Origin of the sequence: Pseudomonas frederiksbergensis (assembly GCF_035751725.1) — a bacterium.
GTDB classification, from domain to species: Bacteria; Pseudomonadota; Gammaproteobacteria; order Pseudomonadales; family Pseudomonadaceae; genus Aquipseudomonas; species Aquipseudomonas frederiksbergensis_A.
Genome location: NZ_CP142104.1, coordinates 3,238,398 through 3,262,337, shown reverse-complemented (window position 1 = coordinate 3,262,337; position 23,940 = coordinate 3,238,398). Strand labels below are relative to the sequence as shown.

Sequence of the window (23,940 nt, the reverse complement as noted above, 5' to 3'; positions counted from 1 at the left end):
AACATTACAGGTTCGGATACCGTCAGCATGAACGACAAGGTCAAGGCTCTTTCGCGCAACATCGAAGCTATTTACCCGCTGGCTCCCATGCAGCAAGGATTGTTGTTCCACAGCCTGATGCACCCGGGCAAGGGCATGTATCTGCTGCAATATCGCCATGTCATGGTCATGCCGGACCTGGACCTCGCGGCATTCCGCCAGGCCTGGGCGCAGGTGGTGGAGCGCCATGAACTGCTGCGCACCTCGTTCGTATGGAAGCAGCAGAAGCGCCCGATGCAGGTGGTGCACAAGCAGGTCGAACTGCCGATCACCTTCGAGGATTGGTCGCACCTGAGCGAAGGCGAGCAACAGGATCGCCTCGAGCAGTTGCTCAGCGAAGAACGCGCCGAAGGGTTGGACTTCACCAAAGCGCCACTGATGCGAGTCAGGCTGTACAAACTGGCACCCGACACCTACCAGTTCGTGCGCAGCTACCACCACATCCTCATGGATGCCTGGTGCTTCTCGATCATCATGATGGACTTCCTCAACGGCTACCGCGCCGCCCGGGAAGGACGTCGACTGAACCTGCCGACACCGCGCCCTTATCGCGATTTCATCCGCTGGCTGGAGACCCAGAAACCGGAAGATCACCAAGCCTTCTGGCAACAGCGGCTGGCGGGCTTCGACACGCCGAACGAGTTTGGCTTCGGTCATGTTGGCCGCATCCAAGGCGCTGCCGAACCGGTCGAGGACTGTGTCGAGTTCCTGGAACCCGGGCAGACCCAGGCGTTGCAGAGCGTTGCGGCCCAACATGGCCTCACCCTCAACACCCTGGTGCAAGGCGCCTGGGCTTTGTTGCTGGCGCGCTATAGCGGCGATCGCGACTTGGTATTCGGCATCACCGTCGCCGGCCGTCCGGTGCACCTGCAAGGCATGGAAAGCATCGTCGGCCTGTTCATCAATAGCTTGCCGCTGCGCTGGCGCTATGGCCCGCAGGAAGGGCTCGGGCCGTGGCTGAAAGCCTTGCAGACCGAGAACCTCAGCCTGCGCGAGCATGAAAGTGTTTCCCTGGCGGACATCCAGCGTTGGAGCGATGTGCAGCGCCAGGATCTGTTCCAGAGCCTGTTCGTGTTCGAGAACGCGCCCATTGCCGCCGACTTGCGCCAGGGGCAGTTGGACTACCTGATCAGCGACATGGCCAACCGTACCCACACCAACTACCCGATCACCGTGGTGATCGTGCCAGGTGAGCGTCTGCACCTGCAGTTGACCTACCAAACCGATTGGTTCCTGCGTGAAGAAGTCGAGCAGATGCTGCGGCATTTCCGCACCTTGTTATTGAACATGGGCGAAGCCCTCGGCGCAAATGCCGGCACGCCGTTGCATCGACTGGCAATGCTCGATGAAAGTGAAATCGTCCACCAGCACGAGGTCTGGGCCGGTGGCGGACTGGAACCCGACGAACAACTGCTGCAACCGTTGTACATCGAACGTTTCCAGGAACAGGTTCGCCAGACCCCGGCACGCATCGCCATTGTCCACGGCGAGCAAACCCTGACGTTCGATCAGTTGAACCGCGCCGCCAACCGACTGGCCCGACATTTGCGCGCGCAAGGTGTGAACCGTGACGATCTGATCGCGGTGTTCGACGAACGGGGCCTGGACCTGGTGGTAATGATTGTCGCCACGCTCAAGGCCGGTGCCGGTTGGCTGCCGCTCGATCCGCGCAACCCGGCCCAGCGCCTGGCCCAGGTGCTGCGCCAGAGCCGCACGCCGTTGCTGATTCATAGCGCAGGGCAGGGCGAACTGGCGATGCAGGCCCTCGACCTGCTCGACCAGCGCCCCAAGGCCGTGCGCTACGACCCTTCGGTACTTTGCAGCTACGGCGACGATGACCTGAACGTCACCGTGCACGACACATCGTTGGCTTATTGCATCTTCACCTCTGGCTCCACCGGCACGCCGAAGGGTGCAATGGTTGCGCAGGCGGGCATGCTCAATAACATCCTCGGCAAACTGCCGGGGTTGGGGCTCGATGCAAACGACGTGATCGCCCAGACCGCGCCGCAGTGCTTCGACATTTCCGTCTGGCAAACCCTCGCCGGCCTGGTGTTGGGTGCGCGCACGGTGATCCTCGGCGACTGCGTGGTGCAGGACCCCGAGGCATTGGCCTCGGCCATCGGACGTCACGGCATCAGCATCCTCGAAGCGGTGCCGTCATTGATGCAAAGCCTGCTTGACGCCGGCTTGGAAACCTCGTCCCTGCGCTGGGTGCTCGCCACGGGCGAGGCCTTGCCGCCAGCCTTGGCGCGTCGCTGGTTCGAACGTTATCCGGCGATCCCGCTGATGAACGCCTACGGGCCGGCGGAATGCTCCGATGACGTGGCCTTTCATCCGCTGCTCGAACGCTTGCCGGAACAACGCATCAACGTACCGATCGGCCGCGCCACGCTGAACAATCGCTTGTACCTGCTCAACGCTGATTTGCAGCCGATGCCGGTGGGCGCGGTCGGGGAAATCTTCGTCGCCGGCGTCGGCGTCGGGCGCGGCTATATGGCCGATCCGGCACGCACGGCGGCAGTCTTCCTGCCGGATCCGATCGCCAACGACGGTTCGCGCCTTTACCGCACCGGTGACTTGGCGCGCTTCCTGCCCAACGGCGACCTGGAATACGTCGGACGCACCGACCACCAAGTCAAGATTCGTGGCCACCGCATCGAGCTGGACGAAATCGAGGCTTGCCTGACCCGATACCCCGGCGTGCGCGAAGCCGTGGTTGTGGCCCGTGACGACCAGCAACGCGCCAAGGTGCTGGTGGCTTACATCGTGGCCGATGGGGCCTGCGGCATCGAGACGTTGCGCGAGCATGTACTGGGCAATCTCCCGGCCTACATGATCCCGAGCGCATTCGTGTTCCTGGAACGTTTTCCACTCAACGGCAACGGCAAGATCGACCGTAAGTCGCTGCCCGCGCCGGACTTCGCCGCGCAAAGCCAGGCCCGCTATGTGGCGCCGAGCAGCGAGTTGCAAGGCCAGTTGGTGGAAGCCTGGCAGAGCGTGCTCGGCCTGGGCCAGGTGGGTGTCGAGGACAATTTCTTCGAGCTGGGCGGCCATTCGCTGCTGGCAACCCAACTGATCGGCTTGATCGGCAAGCTCAGCGGCAAGGACCTGCCGTTGCGGGTCGTGTTCGAACGTCCGACCATCACCGCCATGGCCGATTGGCTGGAGAACCAGGCGGGCGCGGTAAAACCGTCGCCGACCTTGCTGCCGCGCCCGGAAACGCTGCCGCTGTCGTTTGCCCAGCAACGGCTGTGGTTCTTGCAACAACTCGACCCCGACAGTCCGGCGTACAACCTGGCCGGCGCCGTGCGCCTGACGGGCGAGCTGCACGTCGCTGACCTGCGCGCTGCCTTGCAAGCGGTCCTCGACCAGCACGAGGTGCTGCGCACCGGGTTCATCGGTGCGGCTCAAGGGCCGAGCCAGGTTGTCCTGGCGCACAGCGAAGTTGATTTGCCGGTCATCGATGTGGCGAGCGAAGACGCGCTGCACGAACGACTGCGCCGGGACGCGATGACGCCGTTCGCCCTCGACGCGGCGCCGCTGCTGCGCGCCAGGCTGTATCGCCTGGCGCCGGAGGCGTTTGTCCTGTCGTTGAATTGCCACCACATCGTTGCCGATGGTTGGTCCCTGCAGCTGATCATCGACGGCTTTTGCGAACAGTACCGCAATCGGCGCCGGGGCCTGGCGACCCCGCGGCCCGCCCCGGCAATGCAATACGCCGACTACGCCGTGTGGCAGCGCCATTGGATGGGCAGCAAGGCGTGCGAGCAAGAGCTGGCCTACTGGCGCGAACAACTGGCCGGCGAGCTGCCGGTGCTCGACCTGGCCGCCGATTTTCCTCGTCCCGCCCAGGCCAGCCAGGCCGGTGGACGTGTCGAGTGTCGCTTGCCTGACGAGCTGGCGGCACGACTCAAGGCCTTCAGCGCCCGCCACGGCTGGAGCAACTTCATCCCGCTGCTGGCCGCTTTTCAGTTGCTGCTGCGCAGCCGCAGCGGCGAAGACGACATCCTAGTCGGCGTCCCGGCGGCCAATCGGCACCATGCGGTCTTGCAGCCGCTGGTGGGTTGCTTCGTCAATACCCTGGTGTATCGCAAGAAGCTCTCCGGCGAGCGCAGCCCGCTGCAACTGATGAACGAATTGCAGGCCTTGTCCGTGGCGGTCCAGTCCCACCAGGACTTGCCGTTCGACTACTTGATCGAACAGCTGGGCGTGGTCCGGCAGGTGAGCTACAACCCGCTGTTCCAAGTGATGTTCAACTACTTCCCGGGCAACGCCCTGGAGCGCTTCGAGCTCACCGACGTCATCGCCGAACCGCTGGACAACCGCCCGGACAGCGCCTTGTGCGACCTGCACCTGGACGTGCGCGACAGCGAGCATGGCATCAGCCTGAGCCTGCAATACAGCCGCGATCTGTTCCGCCAGCAGACTGCGCAAGGCATGGCCGAGCAATACCTGGCATTGCTCGATGCGTTGATCGAGCAAGCCGCCCAGCCTCTGGGTGAACTGGCATGGCAGAGCGCTGAACGGGCCCTGGCGCGGATCGATGGCCGCGCGGTGGCTGGTCAGCAGGACATGCTCGAAGCCTTCGCGCTCCAGGTTGCCCGCCAGCCCGAGGCGATTGCCGTCGTCGCAGGCAATCAGCACCTGACTTACGCCGAACTCGACCAGGCCGCCGAGGCGCTCGCGTCGACGTTGCAGGCCCATGGCGTCGGTGTCGAAGACCGCGTGGCGTTGAGCCTGCCCCGCGATGCACGCCTGCCCATGGCGATGCTGGCAGTGCTCAAGGCCGGGGCGGCGTACGTGCCGTTGGCCGAGGACACGCCGCCGGAGCGCGGCCGCTACATTCTCGAAGCGGCGCAGCCCACGTTATGCCTGGGTACCGCCGCGAGCCTTAACGTATTGGCGCAGTGGAACACCGGGCTGCCGTTGCTCGACATCGACGCCAGCGGCTCGACCGGCACGCGCAAGCCTGTGGCCTGCATCCCCGGCCAGCTCGCCTACGTGTTGTACACCTCCGGCTCCACCGGCCAGCCCAAAGGCGTGGCAATCAGCCGTGGCAACTTGATGAACCTGATGTTGGCTGTCGAACAGGTCTTGCCGATGACGGCCAGTGACCGGGTCCTGGCCTTGACCACCGCGACGTTCGATATTGCCATCGTCGAGTTGCTCCTGCCCCTGGCCCATGGCGCCAGCATCCTCCTGGCCGATCGGGAACAGGCGCGGGATCCGCAAGCGATCGATCAGTTGCTGATCACCGGACAACCCACCGTCATGCAGGCCACGCCGGCCACATGGCGCATGCTGGTGGCGCACACTTCGCGCAGTTGGCAGGGCGTGCGCGCCATCTCCGGTGGCGAAGCCTTGCCGTGCGCACTGGCTGAAGCCATCGAGGGCAGGGGGGCCAACGTCATCAACGGCTACGGCCCGACGGAAGCGACCGTCTACAGCACCTTCGAAGTACGCAGCGGCAACGAAAGCGCCGTCGAGGTGCCGATCGGGCAACCGGTGGCAAATACCGCCGCCTACGTGCTCGACGCCGACCTGCAACCGGTCGCCGCCGGTGTGCCCGGTGAGCTGTACCTGGCCGGGGCCAACCTGGGTCGAGGCTATTTCGCTGCCGCGCGCCTGACCGCCGCCGCGTTCCTGCCGGATCCTTTCGTCGCCGGCGCGCGCATGTACCGTACCGGTGACCGGGTGCGCCGCAATAGCAACGGCAGCCTGGATTACCTCGGACGCCTGGATTTCCAGGTCAAGCTGCGGGGGTTCCGTATCGAGCTGGGCGAAATCGAAGCGTTGCTGTCCCGCATCCCCGGGGTTCGCGAGGCGGCCGTGGTGCTGCTGGGCAACGGTGAATCGGCGCGGCTGGTGGGTTACTACGCTGGCGACGCACTGGACGAAACGGCGCTGCGCGCCAACCTTGGCGCGCAGTTGCCGGACTACATGCTGCCCAGCCAGTTCGTTCGCCTCGAGACCCTGCCGTTGAGCCCCAGCGGCAAGGTCGACCGCAAGGCCCTGCCGGCACCGCAGCAGCGTGACGGCCAGCAGGGCGCGCTGTCGAGCGAGTGGGAGCGGACCCTGGCCGGGCTCTGGGAGGAGTTGTTGGGATGCACCGACGTTGGCGCCGACGATAACTTCTTTGCCCTCGGCGGACATTCGTTGCTGGCGGCGCGGCTGGTGGCACGAATCGCCGAACAGCATGGCCGACGCTTGCCATTGCGCAACGTCTTCGAACAACCGGTGCTGCGCGACCTGGCCGCCACCTTGGCCCAGGCCAGCACCGAGGCCGACGGCATTCTGCGTGCGTTCGAAGAACCCTCGACGCCGTTGCATTTCACTCAGCAACGCTTGTGGTTCCTCGACCGTCTGCAGGGCGACACCCAGGCCTATCACCTGTCCTTGGCCTTGCGCCTGGACGGGCTCCTGCAGCCGGCTTTGCTGGAACAGGCGCTGGCGCAACTGGTGGTTCGCCAACACAGCCTGCGGACAGTGTTCAGCGACACCGCCGACGGCGCACGCCAGCACGTCGACGACCTCGGCACCCTGGCGCTGAGCTTCGAGTCGCTGGAAATAGACGAACATGCGAGTGGCTTCACCCAAAAGCTCAGCCAGGAGGCGCAGCGCCCATTCGACCTCACCGCGCCGCCGCTGTGGCGGGTGCGTGTGTATGTGGGCCAGGATCGCAGCGTGCTGCAAGTCACTTTGCACCACATCATCGCCGATGCGCGTTCGCTGGAGATTCTCTTCAATGAACTGCAAGTGATCTACCAGGCGTTGCTGGAAGAGCGCGAGGCGTGCCTGCCAGCCTTGCCGCTGCAGTTCACCGACATTGCGGCGAGTTGGCAAAGCCCGGTGGGGCAGGCGCGGATCGAGTCGCAGCTTGACTACTGGCGAGCCACGCTGGCGGGCGAACCGCCGGTGCTGAACCTGCCAACCGACATGCCGCGGCCCGCCGAGCAGGGCTACAAGGGCCAGCGCCTGCGCTTCAACCTGCCGGCGACGCTGGTCAAGCACCTGCGCGAGACGGCGCAGCGCCATGGCCTGACCGCTTTCGCACCGTTGCTGGCGGCCTGGAAAACCTTGTTGGCCAGACACTCGGGCCAACGGGAAATCTGGATCGGCCTGCCGGTCGCTCATCGTCATCAGGCCCACACCGACAATCTGATTGGCTATTTCGCCACCACCCAGGTCCTGCGCAGCCACCTCGATCCCCAGCAATCGGTCGAGCAGTTCTGGCAGCAGTTGCACGCCACGCACCTGGCGGCGCAACAGCATGCCGACGTGCCGTTCGAGCGCTTGGTGGAAGCCTTGCAGGTGCGCCGCGATCTCAGCCACACGCCGCTGTTCCAGGCGTTGTTCAACCTGATCCAGCGCGATGCCAACGCCACGCTCGAACAACGCTTCGCCGGCTTGCCGGCGCAACGGCTCAACGTCGAAAGCGACAGTGCCCTGGTGGACATCGGCCTGCACATCGAGCAGCAGGGCGAGGAGTGGCAATGCGTGCTGGAATACAACACCGATCTGTTCCTGGCACAGACCGCGCAACGGTATGCCGATGAGTTCCGCTATCTGCTCGAAGGCATGTTGCAAGAACCGGATGCGCGCCTCTGGGATATCGACCTGGCCAACGCCGACCATGCCTTGGCCCAGCGTCCATGGAATTGTCTGGCACAATCCTTGACGCCGGCAGTGGACGTCATCGTCCGCTTCGAAGCGCAGGCCGTCCTGACGCCCGATGCGCTGGCGGTGGATTGCCAGGACCAACAACTGACCTATGCGCAGCTCAATGCCATCAGCAATCGCCTGGCCCATTGGCTGCGGGCGCAAGGTGTCGGCACGGATGATCTGATTGCGGTCTGCCTGAGCCGTGGCCCATGGCTGCTGCCAACGCTGCTCGGGATCCACAAGGCCGGCGCGGCGTACCTGCCATTGGATCCGCAGTACCCGAGCGAGCGCCTGGCCTTCATCATCGAGCATGCGCGCCCGGCCCTGGTGCTCACTGAAAGCCTCTGCGCCGAGGCCTTGGGCGGCGTTGATCACATTCTGCTCGACCGGTTGCCGCTGGACACCCGCAGCGACGCCAATCTTGCATTGCCGATCGATGCGCAGCAGCGCGCCTACGTGATCTACACCTCGGGCTCGACTGGCACACCGAAAGGCGTGCAGGTCAACCGTGGCAACCTGAGCAACTTGCTGGCCGGCCTCGATCGCTTGCTGCCCCTTGGCGCCAAAGATGTCTGGCTCGCCAGCACCACGTACGCCTTCGATATGTGCAAGCCGGAGCTGTTCCTGCCGCTGGTCAACGGCGCGGCCATCCTGCTGGCGCGCCGCGAGCAGGTGGTCGATGGGCATCAGTTGTTCGCGCTGCTGCGCCGGGCCACGGTATTCCAGGCGACCCCCGCGGGTTGGCAGATCCTGCTGGAAACCGGCCAGGCCGATTGGCCGCCGCTGCGTGGCCTGATCGGTGGCGAGGCGGTGCCCGGTGAGCTGGTGAACGAACTGCGGGGCCGTGGCGTGGCGCTGATCAACGCCTACGGCCCGACGGAAACCACCGTCTGGTCGACCACCCAGGCATTGCAGGACGTGCCGTCCGGCGTCGCCGATATCGGCATGCCTCTGCTCAATACGCTCTGCTACGTGCTCGACGACATGCTCCGTCCGGTGCCACTGGGCGCCACGGGTGAGCTGTATATCGCCGGCTCCGGCGTCACCCGGGGTTACCAGCGCGCGCCGGCTACCACGGCGGCGGCATATTTGCCTGACCCATATGCCGGTGAGCCGGGTAGCCGCATGTATCGCACTGGCGACCTGGTGCGCCGCCGCCACGATGGGCGGCTGGCCTATGTCGGACGCGGTGACTTCCAAGTCAAGGTGCGCGGTTTCCGCATCGAACCCGGTGAAATCGAATCTCTGCTGCGCCGTTACCCCGGCGTGGAAGAAGCGGTGGTGATGATCGATGCCCGCAGCCAGAGCCTGTTTGCCTGGTTGCAGGCACCGAGCCCGGTCGATCAGGCGGCGCTGCGTCGGTATCTGGAAGGCGTACTGCCGGGATACATGATTCCGGCCGGTTTCATCGAACAGCCACGGTTTGCCCTCAATGCCAACGGCAAGATCGATCGCAAGGCCTTGCCGGCCCCGCAGCCGGTGGCGATCCAGGGTGTGGCGCCGCGCAACGAACTGGAGCGGCAATTGGCGGACATCTGGCAGGAGCTGCTGGCGTTGCCGCAGGTCGGGGTGTTCAACAGCTTCTTCGAGCTGGGCGGCCATTCTTTGTTGGCCATGCGTTTGATGACCCAGGTCGAGAGCCGTTTTGGCGTCAAGCTTGAGTTGCGCAGCCTATTCCAGAACCCGACGATCGCCGCGCTCGCCGAACAGATCGAAAAACCCCAGGGGCCGTCGACCGACGAAGCCCTGGACGAAATGCAGCGCCTGTTGGCCGAGATGGAACTGTAAGGATGAGTACGATGACGCAACAAGCTTTCCTGGAGATTGCGCAGCGGCTGGCATCCTTGCCCGCGGACAAGAAGAAGGTCTTTCGCCAACGCCTGGCCGAGAAGGGCATTGACAGCTGGCGCCTGCCGATCGTCCCCGCCGTGCTCGACGACGGCGAGCACAGGCCGTTGGCGCAGGCGCAAAGGCGTTTCCTGTCGGCTGAAGCCCTGAGCAGTCGCGCGCTCTACAACCTGTGCTCGGTGCTGCGTTTCGATGGGCGCCTGGACGGCGAGCGTTTGCAGCAGGCGATGCAGCAGGTGGTCGATCGCCACCAGATCCTGCGCACGCGCTACAGCCCTGACGCCAGCGGACAGTTACAGCCCCATTGCGAGCCACAACAGGTTCAGTTGCCTGGCGTCGAACGGTTGGCCATCCCAGCATCGGAACACGAGCAATGGTGCGCCGATGAATACGCCCGCCAATTGGCCGAACCCTTTGACCTGGCACAATCGATGCCTTGGCGCTGGCAAGCGTTCAGCGACGCCCAGGAGCATTCCACCTGGCTGTTTTTCACCATTCACCACGTCGCTTATGACGCCTGGTCGGCCCAGCAACTGACCCTCGAATTGGCCGAGGCTTATCGGGCGCTCGCCTCGAACCAGCCTGTCGCGCTACCCGAATTGCCCATCCAATACGCCGATTTCGCCGCGTGGGAGCGTGAATGGCTGGACAGCGACAGTTGCCAGCAGCACATCGGTTTCTGGCGCGACCAACTGGCCGATGCGCCTGCGCCAATGGCGTTGCCGCTGGACCGCCCGCGCCCCTTGGCCACACAACGCCGCCACAGTGGCGCGGTCCTGGCCCGGGAACTCCCGCCGCACCTCACAACGGCGATCGAGGCGGCCATCCGTAATCACGGGGTGACGCTGTACATCTACGGCCTGACAGCGTTCAGCTGCCTGCTGTCGCGCTACAGCGGCGAGACGGACCTGTGCATGGGCACCTCGGCGGCGCAACGTGACCGTCCGGAGCTGGCACCGTTGATCGGCCCGCTGCTCAATACCCTGGTGATTCGCCAACGCCTGCAAGACAACCCGGACTTCGGCAGCGCATTGCTGCGCACTCGCGACACCGTTGCGGCGGCGTTCGACCATCAGCAGTTGCCCTTCGAGAACATCCTCGAAAGTCTTGAGCGTCCGCGTTCGAGTCCGTTGTTCCAGGTCATGTTCGTCCAGGTCGATCTGCCCGAAAGCCGCACCCTGGCCTTGCCCGGCGTGGCGGTCGAAGTGCTCGACCCGCCGCAACGCCACGCACGTTTCGACCTGACGTTGCGCATGGTCCGCACCGCCGATGCACAGTTGCGCTGCGAACTGGAATACAGCGACGAATTGTTCGACGCGGCCACGGTCGAGCAAATGCTCGACGACTTGCTGGCGATTTTCCACGAGGGTTCGGCGCATCCGCAGCGGCGCCTGGCGGATCTGCAACTGGTGTCCCCGGCGAGTGAAGTGCGCGGCCCGGTCCTGGACTCGATGGCGTTGCCGTTGGACCAGCAAGTGCTGCACTGGGCCACGCACACGCCGAATGCCATGGCGTTGTGCAGCGTGGAGCAGCGCATTGATTACGCCACGCTCGGCGCGGCCAGTTGCTCGTTGGCCGCACGGCTGGCCGGGCAGGGCGTTGGGCCGGGGCAGGTGGTTGCCCTGTGCATGCCGCGTTGCCCTGAACAACTGCTGGCAACCCTGGCGTGCTGGCACCGTGGCGCGACTTGCCTGTTTCTCGACCCGGCACAACCGGCCGGGCGACTCGCGCAACTGCTGCAAGACAGCGGCGCGAGCCTGTGGCTGACATTGGCGCAAGCGCCGGAGACCGGCCTGGGTATTGCGCACGTGGCATTGGGTGTCGCCGACTGGTCGGTTAACGCGGACATCAGTCAGGACGAAAGCCTCAGCCAGCCACAATTACCTGCGTACCTGATCTACACCTCGGGTTCGACCGGCCAGCCAAAAGGCGTGCAGGTCACCCATGCCAACCTCGCGCACTATGCCAATGCCGTTGGTCAACGCTTGCAAGCCAAACCCGCAAGCCGTTGGGCGACCTTGGCAACGGTCGCCGCCGACCTTGGCTTGACCTCTGTCTTCGCCGCGCTCAATTCGGGCGACCCGCTGGTCTTGCCGCCGGCATCGCTGGCCTTCGATCCGCCCGGCTGGGCTGATTTTCTCGACCAGCATCCGGTGGACTGCCTGAAGATCGCCCCTTCGCACTTGCGTGGTTTGCTGGCACTGGACGACGCCGGTCGTGTCCTGCCCAAGGATTTGCTGATCCTTGGAGGCGAGGGCTTCGACCAGGCGTTGTTCGCCAAGCTGCGTGAACTGGCGCCGCAACTGCGGATCTTCAACCACTATGGCCCGTCGGAAACCACGGTCGGCGTGGCTTGCGGAGAAATCCTCGACGCCGATGCGTTCGAAGCGGGTCAGTATCTGCCGTTGGGCCAGCCGCTGTCCGGCTGTGAGTTGCGCATCGTCGATGGCCACGACCGGTCGGTGCCGCTCGGGGTCGCCGGTGAGCTGCTGATCGGTGGTCCGCAGGTCGCCCAAGGCTACCTCGGTCAGCCGGAATTGACCGCGCGCGCGTTCGGCTCCACCGCCCAGGGCCAGCGTTTTTATCGCAGCGGTGACCGGGTTCGCCTGGATCGCCAAGGGCGCCTGGTATTTCTCGGGCGTCAGGACGATCAGGTGAAAATTCGCGGTTTCCGCGTCGAACCGGGCGAGGTCAATGCCTGGCTCAACGCCCAGCCCCAGGTTCGCGAGGGCGCGGTGCTGGCCTGCGAGATAAAAGGGCGGACGCAACTGGTGGCGTATCTCAGCCCTGCGGTGTCGACCGAAGCCCTCGCGACGCTGCAAGCCGAGGCCAGGCGGCTGCTGCCGGAACACATGGTGCCGGCCCATTGGTTGGCACTGGACACGCTGCCATTGACGGCCAACGGCAAGTTGGATCGGCGTGCATTGCCGGAGCCAGCCGTCGATGAACCGGTCGCCGAAGCCGCCGAGCAACCCAACGGCGACACCGAACAACGCCTGGCGCAACTGTGGTGCCAGATCCTCGGGTGCGCGCAAGTTGGCCGTGAGGATGATTTCTTCGCCCTCGGCGGGGACTCGATCCTCAGTCTGCAATTGATTGGCCTGGCGTCCCGGGAAGGGCTCAAGCTGCAACCGCGGGACGTGCTGCAGCATCCGACATTGGCGGCCATGGCCCTGTGCATCGACTGCCGCGCCGAGCCAGCATTGCTTGCGGTGCTGACGGCTTTTCGCGAACTGCTCGGGCAACCTGCCCTCGGGCCGGACGCCGACTTCTTTGCCATGGGCGGCGACTCGATCCTCAGCTTGCAGTTGATCGCGCGCTTGCGTCAGGCCGACTTGCGCCTGATGCCCCGGCAACTGTTGGAAAACCCGACCCCTCGGCAACTGGCCAAGGTGCTCGCGCCGGTTGTCGCGCCGGTCGCTGAGGCCATGCCGCCGAGCGAGGACGCGGGGCAACCGCAACCGCTGTCCCATGCCCAGCAAAGGGTGTGGTTCATGCAGCAGTTCGATCCGGCTGAAACCGCCTACAACGTCACCCAGTTGTTGGCCTTGCGCGGTGAACTGGACGTGCCTCGCCTGCAACGCGCCTGTCAGGCGCTGGCGGCCCGTCATGACGCGTTGCGCTGTCGTTTCTTCGAAGAGCAGGGGCAAGTCTGGCAGCGTCTGGACGACACAGCTGCGCCGATCTTCAACGTCCATGACATCGGCGGCCTGAGTGACGCGGAACAGGATGCGGCCATTGCCAGCGCGGCCAGGCGGGTATTCGACCTCGCGCAGGGACCGCTGCTGGCCATCGATGTGTTTTGTGCTGCACCCGACGACTATCGCCTGTTGTTCAACGTGCACCACATCGCCGTGGACGGCTGGTCCATGGGCTTGCTGGTCCAGGACCTGGCAGCGCTTTATCAAGACCGGACCCTGCCGGCGGCAAGCGCTTTGCTGCCGCTGATCAAGGCGCAGCGGCAACACCTGGCCGGGGCGCCTGGCAAGGCATTGTTGGGCTATTGGCAACAACGCCTGGAAGGCCTGGGTAACGAGCCGCTGGAGTTCCCCGAGCAATCCATACGGCCGGCGTTGCAGACGTTCAGCGGAGCGCGGGACGAATATGTCCTGCCCAGTTCGCTGAGCACTGCGGTCGAGGCCCGGGCGAGGGCGCTTGGCGTCACGCCGTTCGTGTTGTATTTCGCCGCTTACCAGTTGTTGCTCTGGCGCCATGGCGGACGCAATGATTTCGCCGTCGGCTTGCCGGTGGCGGGGCGTGAGTCGGTGGAAAGCCAAGCGTTGGTCGGGTTGTTCGTCAACACATTGGCCCACCGCATACAGATTGATGGTCGCCAGAGCCTGCAAGCGTACGTCCAGGCCCTGAGCAGCCAGTTGACCGAGGACCTGGCCCATCAGGCGCTGCCGTTCGAGCAGTTGTTGGAAGTGCTGGATGTCGAGCGCAGCCTGGACCGCACACCATTGTTCCAGACGATGTTCAACTATCAAGTCGACCATCAGGACTCCCGCAGCCTGAACCTGCCCGGCATCTCTGCCCAGGCGTTGGCACTACCGGGTGGCGTGGTGAGCGCCAAGTTCGACCTGACGTTCAACCTGTTCACCCAAGGTCGCGGTGCCGAGGCGAGCACCAGTTTGATCGTCGAATATGCGACGGCATTGTTGCGTGCCGACATCACCCAGCGACTGGTGGAGGACTACCAGGCGTTGCTTGCCAGCCTGGCGGGCATGGATCTTGATGCTCGCTTGTTGGAGATTCCGCTGCGCTCGGTTGCGACGCTGGCGACTGCCGGGCAGTCGTTGCCATTGCACGGCGAAGCGGATTGGGTGACGCGTTTCGAAGTGCAGGCCGCGGTGCATTCCGAGCGTATTGCCGTGCATTGCGCGGATCGTCAACTGAGCTACGCCGCCCTGGACGCCCAAGCCAACCGCCTGGCCCATTGGTTGCTGGCCCAAGGCGTCGGGCCCGAATCGCTGGTTGCCTTCTGCCTGCCTCGGGACGAGCGGCTGCTGGTGTGCATGTTGGGCATCCAGAAGGCCGGTGCCGCCTATTTGCCCCTCGACCGCGCTCATCCGCCGGCTCGCCAGGCGCAGGTGCTCAACCGGGCGCAGCCGCGTTTGTTGCTCTGCGATTCGGCAACTTCGGATTGGCCTGCCGAGCTGCGCATGTGCCTGTGGGCAGACCTGCCGTTGGCGAAACTCCCCGCGCAGGCGCCGGGATTGCCTAGGCACCTCGGGCAATTGGCCTACACGCTCTACACCTCGGGATCGACCGGGCAACCCAAGGGCGTGCAGATCAGTCGTGGCAACTTCGCCAACTTCCTGCTGGCCATGGAGCAGGCGTTGCCACTGGACAATGTGCAGCGTTACCTGGCCTTGACCACCGTGACCTTCGACATTTGCGGCCTGGAACTGTGTCTGCCGCTGGTGCGTGGCGGCACGGTGGTCCTGGCGGAGGAGGACGAGCGCCAGGATCCGCTGTTGCTCGCACGCTTGATCAAGGAACAATCGGTCGACCTGATCCAGGCAACGCCCGCCACCTGGGCGATGCTGTTGCAAGGTGATCGCCAGGTGCTGGAAGGACGAGTGGCCCTGGCCGGCGGCGAGGCGGTGTCGGCGGAACTGGCCAGCGAACTCAAGCAGCACGTGGCTCGATTGATCAACGTCTACGGCCCGACCGAGACCACGGTGTGGTCGACCCAGACGCCCGTCGACACGCTGCAATTGCCCGTGGCCCCGATAGGCCGGCCGTTGCTCAACACCCGTTGCCATGTCCTCGATGAGCACCTGTGCGAAGTGCCTCCAGGCTGCGTCGGCGAACTCTATATCGCCGGGGACGGCCTGGCCCGGGGTTACGCCGGGCAGCCGGGGCTGACCGCCGAGCGCTTCATTGCCGACCCGTTCGGTCACGGCGGCCGTTTGTACCGCACTGGCGATCTGGCGCGGTGGCAGCCCGACGGCCAGCTGTACTACCTCGGACGCACCGACGACCAGATCAAGTTGCGTGGCTACCGCATCGAACTGGGGGAGATCGAGGCCGTCTTGCTGAGCCATCCGCAACTGCTGCAAGCCGTCGTGGCCGTGCAAGGCGAGCACCTGGTCGCGTTCTGGGTGGCAGAACCGGACGCTGCACCTGATGAAGCGGCTGTGCGCGAGTACTTGCAGGCGCGCTTGCCGATCTACATGGTGCCGACGCACCTGCAAGCGCTGGATCGGTTGCCGCTCAACAGCAACGGCAAGGTCGATCGCAAACAACTGCCGCGCTTGCAAACGGTTGTCGGCAGCACGCCGGCGACCGGGCGTACGCTGTCGGCCAGCGAGGCCTTGGTGGCGCAGATCTGGGCCTCGGTACTGGACGTGCAGGACGTCCCGGCCGATGGACATTTCTTCCAGCTGGGCGGGCATTCGCTGATGGCCGCCCAGGTCCGCGCTCGCCTGCGTGAGCAGGGCTTCGAGGTGCCCTTGCGCTGGTTGTTCGAAACACCTGTGCTGGCGCAACTGGCCGAGCGAATCGAGGGCCTTGCCGCCGAGCAGGACCTGGCTTCGCTGAGGATCCCAGCGGTGGACCAAAACATCGAGCAGCCACTGTCCTCGGCGCAACAACGGGTCTGGTTGATGCAACAACTTGATCTGGCCGACAGCAGCTTCAACATGGGCAGCAGCGTCCGTTTGCGTGGACGACTGGATATCCAGGCCCTGGAGCGTTCGTTGCAGCGGCTGGTGAGCCGACACGCCATCCTGCGCACCACCTATCACTCCCGCGGCGGCGAACTGCGCCAGCGCATTCACCCGCAGTCGGCGGTGGCTCTGCAAACCCTTGCCTCGACTGAAACACAGTGGACGGATGAAGCCCGGGACATGGCGCTGCGTCCGTTCGATCTCGGCAGCGAGGCGCCGCTGCGAGTGGTCCTGTATCGCCTCGGCGAAGAGGATCATGTGCTGCAGATGGTCATGCACCACATCGCTTCCGACGGTTGGTCCGGCGCCGTATTGGTCGACGAACTGATCGAAGGCTACGAGGCCTACAGCACCGGCGTACTGCCGACCCAGCAAGCGTTGCCGATCCAATACGTCGACTACGCCGTTTGGCAAAGCTCGGCGGCGGTCCGGTTGCGTCAGCGTGAAGGCCTGGATTTCTGGCGAAGGACCTTGGCGGGCATCCCCGCGCAGGTGCCACTGCCATTCGATTTTCCACGTCCGGAGCGTGACAGCGGCGCCGGGGCGGCGGTGGATTTCCAATTGCCGCCCGCCACGGTTGGCCGGCTCAAAACGTTCGCCCAGGACAGCGGCACCTCGCCGTTCATGCTCCTGCTGACATGCTACGCCGCCGTGCTGCAACGCGAGACGCAGGGCCGCGACCTGGTGATCGGCACGGACGTGGCGAACCGTGACCATCCGGCCACCGAATCGCTGATCGGCTTCTTCGTCAACCTGTTGGCCTTGCGTATCCGCGTGCAACCGGAACTGAGCTTGCGCGAGCAGGCCTTGCAAGTCCGCGAGGTTTGCCTGCAGGCGTTCGCCTGGCAGGACACGCCGTTCGAGCGGGTCGTCGAATGCCTGGAGCTGCCGCGCGTGGCCAATGTGCACCCGCTGTTGCAGACCCTGTTCGTGCTCGACAACACGCCGCGCCAGCAGCGCCGACTGGGCGACCTGCAGGTCGAGCCGCTGACGGGCGAGCAGCACCACTCCAAGTTCGACATGGCCCTGTTCGCCAGCGAAGACGGTGATGCCATCAGCCTGCGCTGGGTGTACCGCACCAGCCTGTTCCGCCCGGCCACTGTCGAACGCTTGCGCGGTGCCTTCGAGTCGCTGCTGGAGCAGGCCCTCGGCGCGCCGGACACCCCCATCGATACCTTGATTGCGACTGTAAAGGGAGCTGCTGCAATGTCCACGGACAATCCGCTGCAACGCAAAATGAACAAATTGGGCAAGATGCGCCAGAGCGGATCGGCGGCGACCCGCGAGCCCATCGAAGCCCGGCCGCTGCGAGAGGACTCGAAATTTCCGTTGCTGGTTTCCTTGCGGGACCGGGAGTTGGCCCCGGCCATCTGGGCCGAAGCCAACCGCGACAAGGTCGAGAACTGGCTGCGCGAGCATGGCGGCATCCTGTTCCGGGGCTTCGACTTGCCGACCCCGGCGGATTTCGAGGCGTTCTGCCAGGCCCTGTGTCCGCAGCTGTACGGGCAATACGGTGACCTGCCTAAGAAAGAGGGCGGCAAGAACATCTACAAGTCCACGCCATACCCCAAGGATCGGATGATCCTGTTCCACAACGAAAGCGCGCACCAGCATCGTTGGCCACGTCGACAGTGGTTCTACTGCGAGACGCCGGCGACTTCCGGTGGCGCGACGCCGATCGTTGACAGCCGCGAGGTCTACCGTGAACTGCCGGCCTGGCTGCAGGCGAACCTGCGGCGCAAACAACTGATGTATGTGCGCAATTTCAGCACCAGCCTGGACGTCAGTTGGCAGCACTTCTTCCAGACCGAGGATCGTGCCGAGGTCGAGCGGATCTGCCGTGAGAGCAACATCGAGTTCCAATGGCGCGGCGCCAACGACCTGCACACCCGCCAAGTGTGCCCGGCGGTGATCCTGCACCCGTTGACCGGCGAAGAGAGCTTCTTCAACCAGATCCAGCTGTACCACCCGGCGTTTCTCGATGCCGATATCCGCGAGCAGTTCCTGCGTGACGGCGAGTCGGCCATGCCGAGGCAAGTGTTCTACGGTGACGGCTCGGAACTCGAACCGGCAGCCATCGACGCCATCAATGCCGCCTACGACCGGTGTGCGGTGCGCTTCGACTGGCAACAGGGCGATGTGGTGATGCTCGATAACATGCTGGCGGCGCACGCCCGGGATCCGTTCGAGGGCGAGCGCAAAATCGTCGTGGCCATGGGCGAAATCTATGCCCGCCACCAAGTCATGGCCGCCCCGGCGCAGGCTGAAGAGACACTTGAAGAGTTGACCCCATGATGGACCTCGGACTCACGCTTTCACCCCAGCAGAAACAATTGGCCCAGGCCAATCCGCACGCCTGGCGCTGGGTGCGCATGTCATTGACGGGCGTTGCCGCAGGCACTGTGGAGCAACGCTTGCGCGACAGCCTGGCGCAGCACCAGGCGCTGTGCCTGCGCTACGAGCGTCCGCTGGGCGCCACCGGGTTGCGCCAGCGGGTGATCGAGCCCCAGGCATTGCGCCTGGACTGGCGCCAGGGGCGCACAGCCGACGGCCACGACGAGCCGGCATGGCTGGAGGAGGCCCAGCGTCATTGCCAGGCGGAACAGCCCGATGTGCTGGCCTGGCTGCTCGACGATCAGCTAATGCTGGCGGTCCCGGTGTATTCGCTGGACGCGCGCAGCCTGGTCCAGTTGCGCGAGCACTTGCTCGGCCGCGCCGCGCCGCTCGATGACGAGCCCATGCAGTACCCGGACTACGTCGAATGGATCAATGGCCTGCAACTGGATGAAGACGCCGAGCAGGGCATGCAGTTTTGGCGCAACCTGGCCTTGCAAGACGTCCCGGGCATGCGCCTCGTCGAGCGCTACGGCATCGCTGACGGCCGTCACGCGGTGGTCCGCCAGCCACTGGCGCCGACCCTGCCGGCGCTGCTCACGGCATTGGCCGATGGCGAAGGCGTGGCCGTCGAACAACTGGTGCTCGCCGCTTGGGGATCGCTGCTCGGCAGGCTTAATGGCCAACGCCAGGGTCAACTTGGTTTGCAGCACGACCCCCGGGACAACTACGAGGAGCTGACCGGCGCGCTTGGGGTGTTCGAACAGACGTTGCCGATGGTGGTGCAGATATCCGAGCACAGCACCCCGGTGAACCTGGCCCGGCAACTGGCCCGGCAACTGGAGAGCGCCGTCGACTGGCAAGAGTACGTTGGCCAGGCGCAGTTGTTGCCAGAGTGGCGTGCCAGTTTCCAGGCCGGATTGCAGGTACTGCGCGTGACGCAACCGGACGCGTTGCAATGGCTGTCGTTCGACACGCCGGTCGAGCTGCAACTGCAGTTGGTCCTCGACGCCCAAGGCAATTGCGAACTGGCGCTGGCTTATGATCGCGGGGTGTATCGCGGCGAGCAGATGCAGGCATTGCTCAAGCGTTTCGAACATTGGCTCGGCCAAGTGCTGCAATCGCCCAACGGGCTGATCGATGGCATCGATGCGCGCTTGCCCGAGGAGTCCCTGGCGTCGTCGCCGAGTCCTGACCTCGCAGCGGACCTGGACATCGTCGCGGCCCTGCGCCGGCATGCCCAGGCACAGCCGGATCGCCCGGCGCTGCGTTACGCCGACCAAGTGTTTTCATACGCTGAACTCGATGCGCTGAGTGACCGCGTCGCCGGCAGCCTGGATCACGCGGGCGTGGGCCGTGAAGACGTGGTGGGGCTGTACCTGCCGCGCGGCGCGCAGATGCTGGTGGCAATGCTTGCCTGCTTCAAGGTCGGTGCCGCGTATTTGCCACTGGATCCCCAGCAGCCGCCGCTGCGCCTGGCCGGGATACTCGACGATGCGCAACCGGCGTTGCTGCTGCACCTGGAGGGCCTGTTGCCGGACACGTCGGTGCGCACGCTCTGCTGGTCACAGGCGAGCAACGGGCCGCTGTTCGCTACACCGCGCTCCGGCACCGCGCAGGACCTCGCCTACGTGCTCTACACCTCGGGCACCAGCGGCAAGCCCAAGGGGGTGCAGATCGAGCAGGGGCAGTTGCGTCATTACGTCACCCAAGTCACCCGCGCGCTGCAACTGCCCGAGGGCGGGCACTACGGGCTGGTGTCGTCGCTGCTCGCCGATCTGGGCAACACCGTGCTGTTCCCGGCGTGGCTGCAGGGTGGTTGCGTGCACGTGCTCGCGCAGTCGGCCGTGACCGACGCACAGGCCTTTGCCGAAGAGCTTCGGCGTCATCCCCTCGACGTCCTGAAAATCGTCCCGTCGCACCTCGAAGCCTTGATGGGCGAGCAGGCCGCCGACGTACTGCCACGGCAAGTGCTGGTATTGGGTGGAGAACCGATTGGCGAGACGTTGCTGACCCGCTTGGCCCAGGCCGGACCAACCTGCCGGCTGTATAACCACTATGGCCCGACCGAGACCACCGTCGGCGTACTGTGGCGGGCCATCGATCTGGCGCAGGGCGTGAATGGTTGCGCCTTGAGCCAGGTGCTGGGGGACAACCGCGTTCACTTGCTCGACGAGCAGCAACGATCGGTACCATCCGGGCAGGCCGGCGAGTTGTGCATCAGTGGCGCCAGTGTCGGCAGGGGTTACGTCCGCAATGTCGGCGGCGGTGCCTTCGGTGTCGATCCCGCCAGCGGTCAACGCTTGTACCGCACCGGTGACTTGGCGTTGCGCCAGGCCGACGGAGCCCTGCGCATTCTGGGGCGCAACGACCAACAAGTGAAAATCCGCGGGTTTCGCCTTGAACTGGCGGAGGTCGAGCAAGCGATGCTGGCCCAGCCGGGCGTCTTGCAGGCGGCTGTGCTGATGGATGGCGAAGGCGATCACGCTCGGTTGTTGGCCTTTGTGGTGACGGACGAGATTCAGTTCCAAGGCGCGGATCCGTTGCGCGCCAGCCTGGCCCGGCAACTGCCGGACTACATGCTGCCCAGCGGTATCTTTGCGCTGAAGGCCATGCCGCTGAACAGCAACGGCAAGCTCGATCGCAAGCATCTGCTTGAACGCGCCCGGCAACGCTTGCAGAACACCCGCGTAGCGCCGGAGGGCGAACTGGAGACCGCCGTGCTCGCGATCTGGTGCGATGTGCTGGGTGTCGACGACCTCGGTGTGACCGACAACTTCTTCAGTGTCGGCGGGCATTCATTGGCGGCGATCAAAGTGGTGTCGCTGATCCGCGAACGGTTGGGCCTCAACCTGCCGACCAACCTGCTGTTCGAACGGCACACGGTGCGTGATCTCGTGCAGGGCCTGGGCGAGAAGGGCAACGGTCCATGGAAAGTTCTCAACGACGCCGATCCGCAGGCACCGGCCTTGCTGGTGGTGCATGGCGCGCAAGGGCACCTGCAGGCGTACCAGCCGTTGGTGGACAACCTGCGCGGCGCAGTCGCGGCCTTCGGTCTTGCCGCCCTGGAAAACGGCTGGGCCAACGACGATATGGACACGTTGTTGCGCCGATACGTGGCGAGCATCCCGGTGCAGCTCAAAGCGCGTCCGCTGGTGCTGTTGGGCTGGAGCCTCGCCGCGCGCCTGGCCTTGTTGCTGGTGCCGCATCTGCAAGCCAGCGGCTTCAGCGTCGAAGGCCTGGTGGTGCTCGATCACGATGCCCAGCGCAGCCTGGCCGGCGAGGGCGACGAAGCGGGCCAGCTGATTGCCGATTTCGCATTTTATTGCCGCAACCACGGCCAGCCGATCGGAGAATCGCTACGGGAGCGATTGACGGGGCTGTTGGCCGGCCTTGACTATGCCGAGGGTGTCGCTCGGTTGTTGGACGATGAGCAGGTACGCGGGCATCTGCAATGGGAAGCGGCGGATGCTGAACTGCTGGCGCTGATGGCGCAATATCGGGCGATCAAGACCCGTTTGTACGAGCAGGCCTTGCCCATCGTCGATGTGCCGGTCTGGCTGTGGCGCGGCAATGCCCACGGCGACTTGCGCGCGCAATGGCAAGCCCACGCGCGACAACCCGTCAGCCAGTGGACGCTGGATGCGGGGCATCATGAGATGCCCGGCGAGCCGCGCCTGGTCGAAAACCTGCTGCCTTTACTGTTGCAAACCTCTGCCAAGGTGGTGTCGGTCCCATGATGTTATTGAAAGAACTGCTGCACAACGCGCGGTGGCGCATCTTCCTCGCGGTGCTGAGCAGTGCCTTGAGCGCGGCCACCAGTATCGGCCTGATCGGCTACATCAACCGCTGCCTGGAACAAGGCCTGGACGACCTCGGCCAGGGCTTGCTGCTGTTCGGTGGCCTGCTGGTGCTGTTGTTCATCAGCGGGGTCACCTCGCAATGGTTGCTGGTGCAGATCGGCCATCGCCTGGTGTACCAGTTGCGCTTGCGGTTGGTGGGCAAGGTGCTGGGAACTGCCCTCGAACGCATCGAACGGTTGGGTAGCCCACGCATCTACAACGCCCTGACCAAGGACGTGACCACCGTCGCGACGGCGTTCAAGCAATTGCCGATTTCCTTGTACAACGGCTTGCTGTTGCTGGCAGGGCTGGCGTACATGGCCTGGCTGAGCCTGCCGTTCTTTGGCCTGACTCTGGCGGTGATCGCCGCCGGCGTCGGCCTCGATGTGTTGTTGGGACGCAAGGTCAAGCGCCTGATGCAGGCTGTCCGGCAACAGGACGATCAACTCACCGAGCAGTTCGAAGCCGCGATCCAGGGGCGTTGCGAACTGGGCCTGAGCCGGGAGCGCCGGCATCTGCTTTATCAACGCAAGCTCGAACCTATTGCCCGAGCGTCGCTGGACGCATCGGTGCGCGCCGACACCTTGTGGGCAGTGAACCTGAACTGGACGACGCTGCTGGTGTTCGTGCTGATCGGCACGCTGTTTTTCCTCGGCCAGGGGCTGGGGTTGCTGAGCCAGCAGGTGGTGGTTGGCTACGTCCTGGCGATCATGTTCCTGCGTACGCCGATCTCGATGATCCTCGATGCCATTCCCGCGGTCATTCGCGGCCATGTCGCCTTGCAGGCCATCGACGCCTTGGCACTGGGCGAGACGGTGGAGTTCAAGACGCCCGCGCAAGCGGCGCAGCCGTTTCGCGAGCTGCGCCTGTCGGATGTGCATTACCGGTATGCCGGCAAGAACGAGGAATTTGCCTTTGAGCTGGGGCCGATCGACCTGACGATCCGGCGCGGCGAGTTGATTTTCATCGTCGGTGGCAATGGCAGCGGCAAGTCGACCCTGGCCAAGCTGTTGACCGGGCTCTACGTGCCCGCCGCGGGCGAGGTGTCACTCAATGGGGTGGTGCTCGATGCCAGCACCAGCGAATGGCACCGCGAGCACTTCGCCGCGATCTTCGCCGACTTCTATCTGTTCGCCGATGTGCTGGGCGAGGCGGGCGACCATGAAGGATTGGAGGCTCGGGTGGACCACTATCTCGAGCGCCTGGGGCTCGCCCACAAGGTTGAATTCGCCGCCGGGCGCCTGTCCACCACTGCGTTGTCCCAAGGCCAGCGCAAACGCCTGGCCTTGCTGCTGCTGATGATGGAGGGCCGTGAAGTCTTCTTGCTGGACGAATGGGCGGCCGACCAGGATCCGGTGTTCCGCCATGTGTTCTACAACGAGTTGCTGCCTGAGCTGAAAGCGGCCGGCAAGACAGTCATTGCCATCACCCATGATGACCGTTATTTCGATGTGGCGGACCGGGTCTACCGTCTCGACTATGGCCACCTCGTCGATTACGACCGGGCGACGGAGAACCCCTTTCAATTGGCGAAATGA

4 protein-coding genes are annotated in these 23,940 nt (G+C 64.7%); all 4 read left to right on the top strand.

Annotated features, from left to right (window positions below):
- The first annotated feature begins 27 nt into the window (after positions 1 to 27).
- From VQ575_RS14440 to VQ575_RS14425, 4 genes are read left to right on the top strand one after another with little or no spacing between them, the layout of a single operon-like run.
- On the top strand, positions 28 to 9,492 hold the full coding sequence (locus tag VQ575_RS14440; protein WP_325917752.1) for a non-ribosomal peptide synthetase: 9,465 nt from the start codon (positions 28 to 30) through the stop codon (positions 9,490 to 9,492).
- Positions 9,493 to 9,503: 11 nt separating this feature from the next.
- Complete coding sequence (locus VQ575_RS14435; RefSeq protein ID WP_325917750.1) at positions 9,504 to 18,521, top strand: non-ribosomal peptide synthetase; 9,018 nt, start codon at positions 9,504 to 9,506, stop codon at positions 18,519 to 18,521.
- A complete protein-coding gene (locus VQ575_RS14430; protein ID WP_325917748.1) occupies positions 18,518 to 22,300 on the top strand; it encodes a non-ribosomal peptide synthetase in 3,783 nt (1,260 codons plus the stop codon). Before VQ575_RS14435 ends, VQ575_RS14430 begins: the two co-directional genes overlap by 4 nt.
- Positions 22,297 to 23,940: a cyclic peptide export ABC transporter gene (locus VQ575_RS14425; RefSeq protein WP_045156337.1), complete on the top strand. Its 1,644-nt coding sequence runs from the start codon at positions 22,297 to 22,299 to the stop codon at positions 23,938 to 23,940. The genes VQ575_RS14430 and VQ575_RS14425 overlap by 4 nt, the downstream gene beginning before the upstream one ends.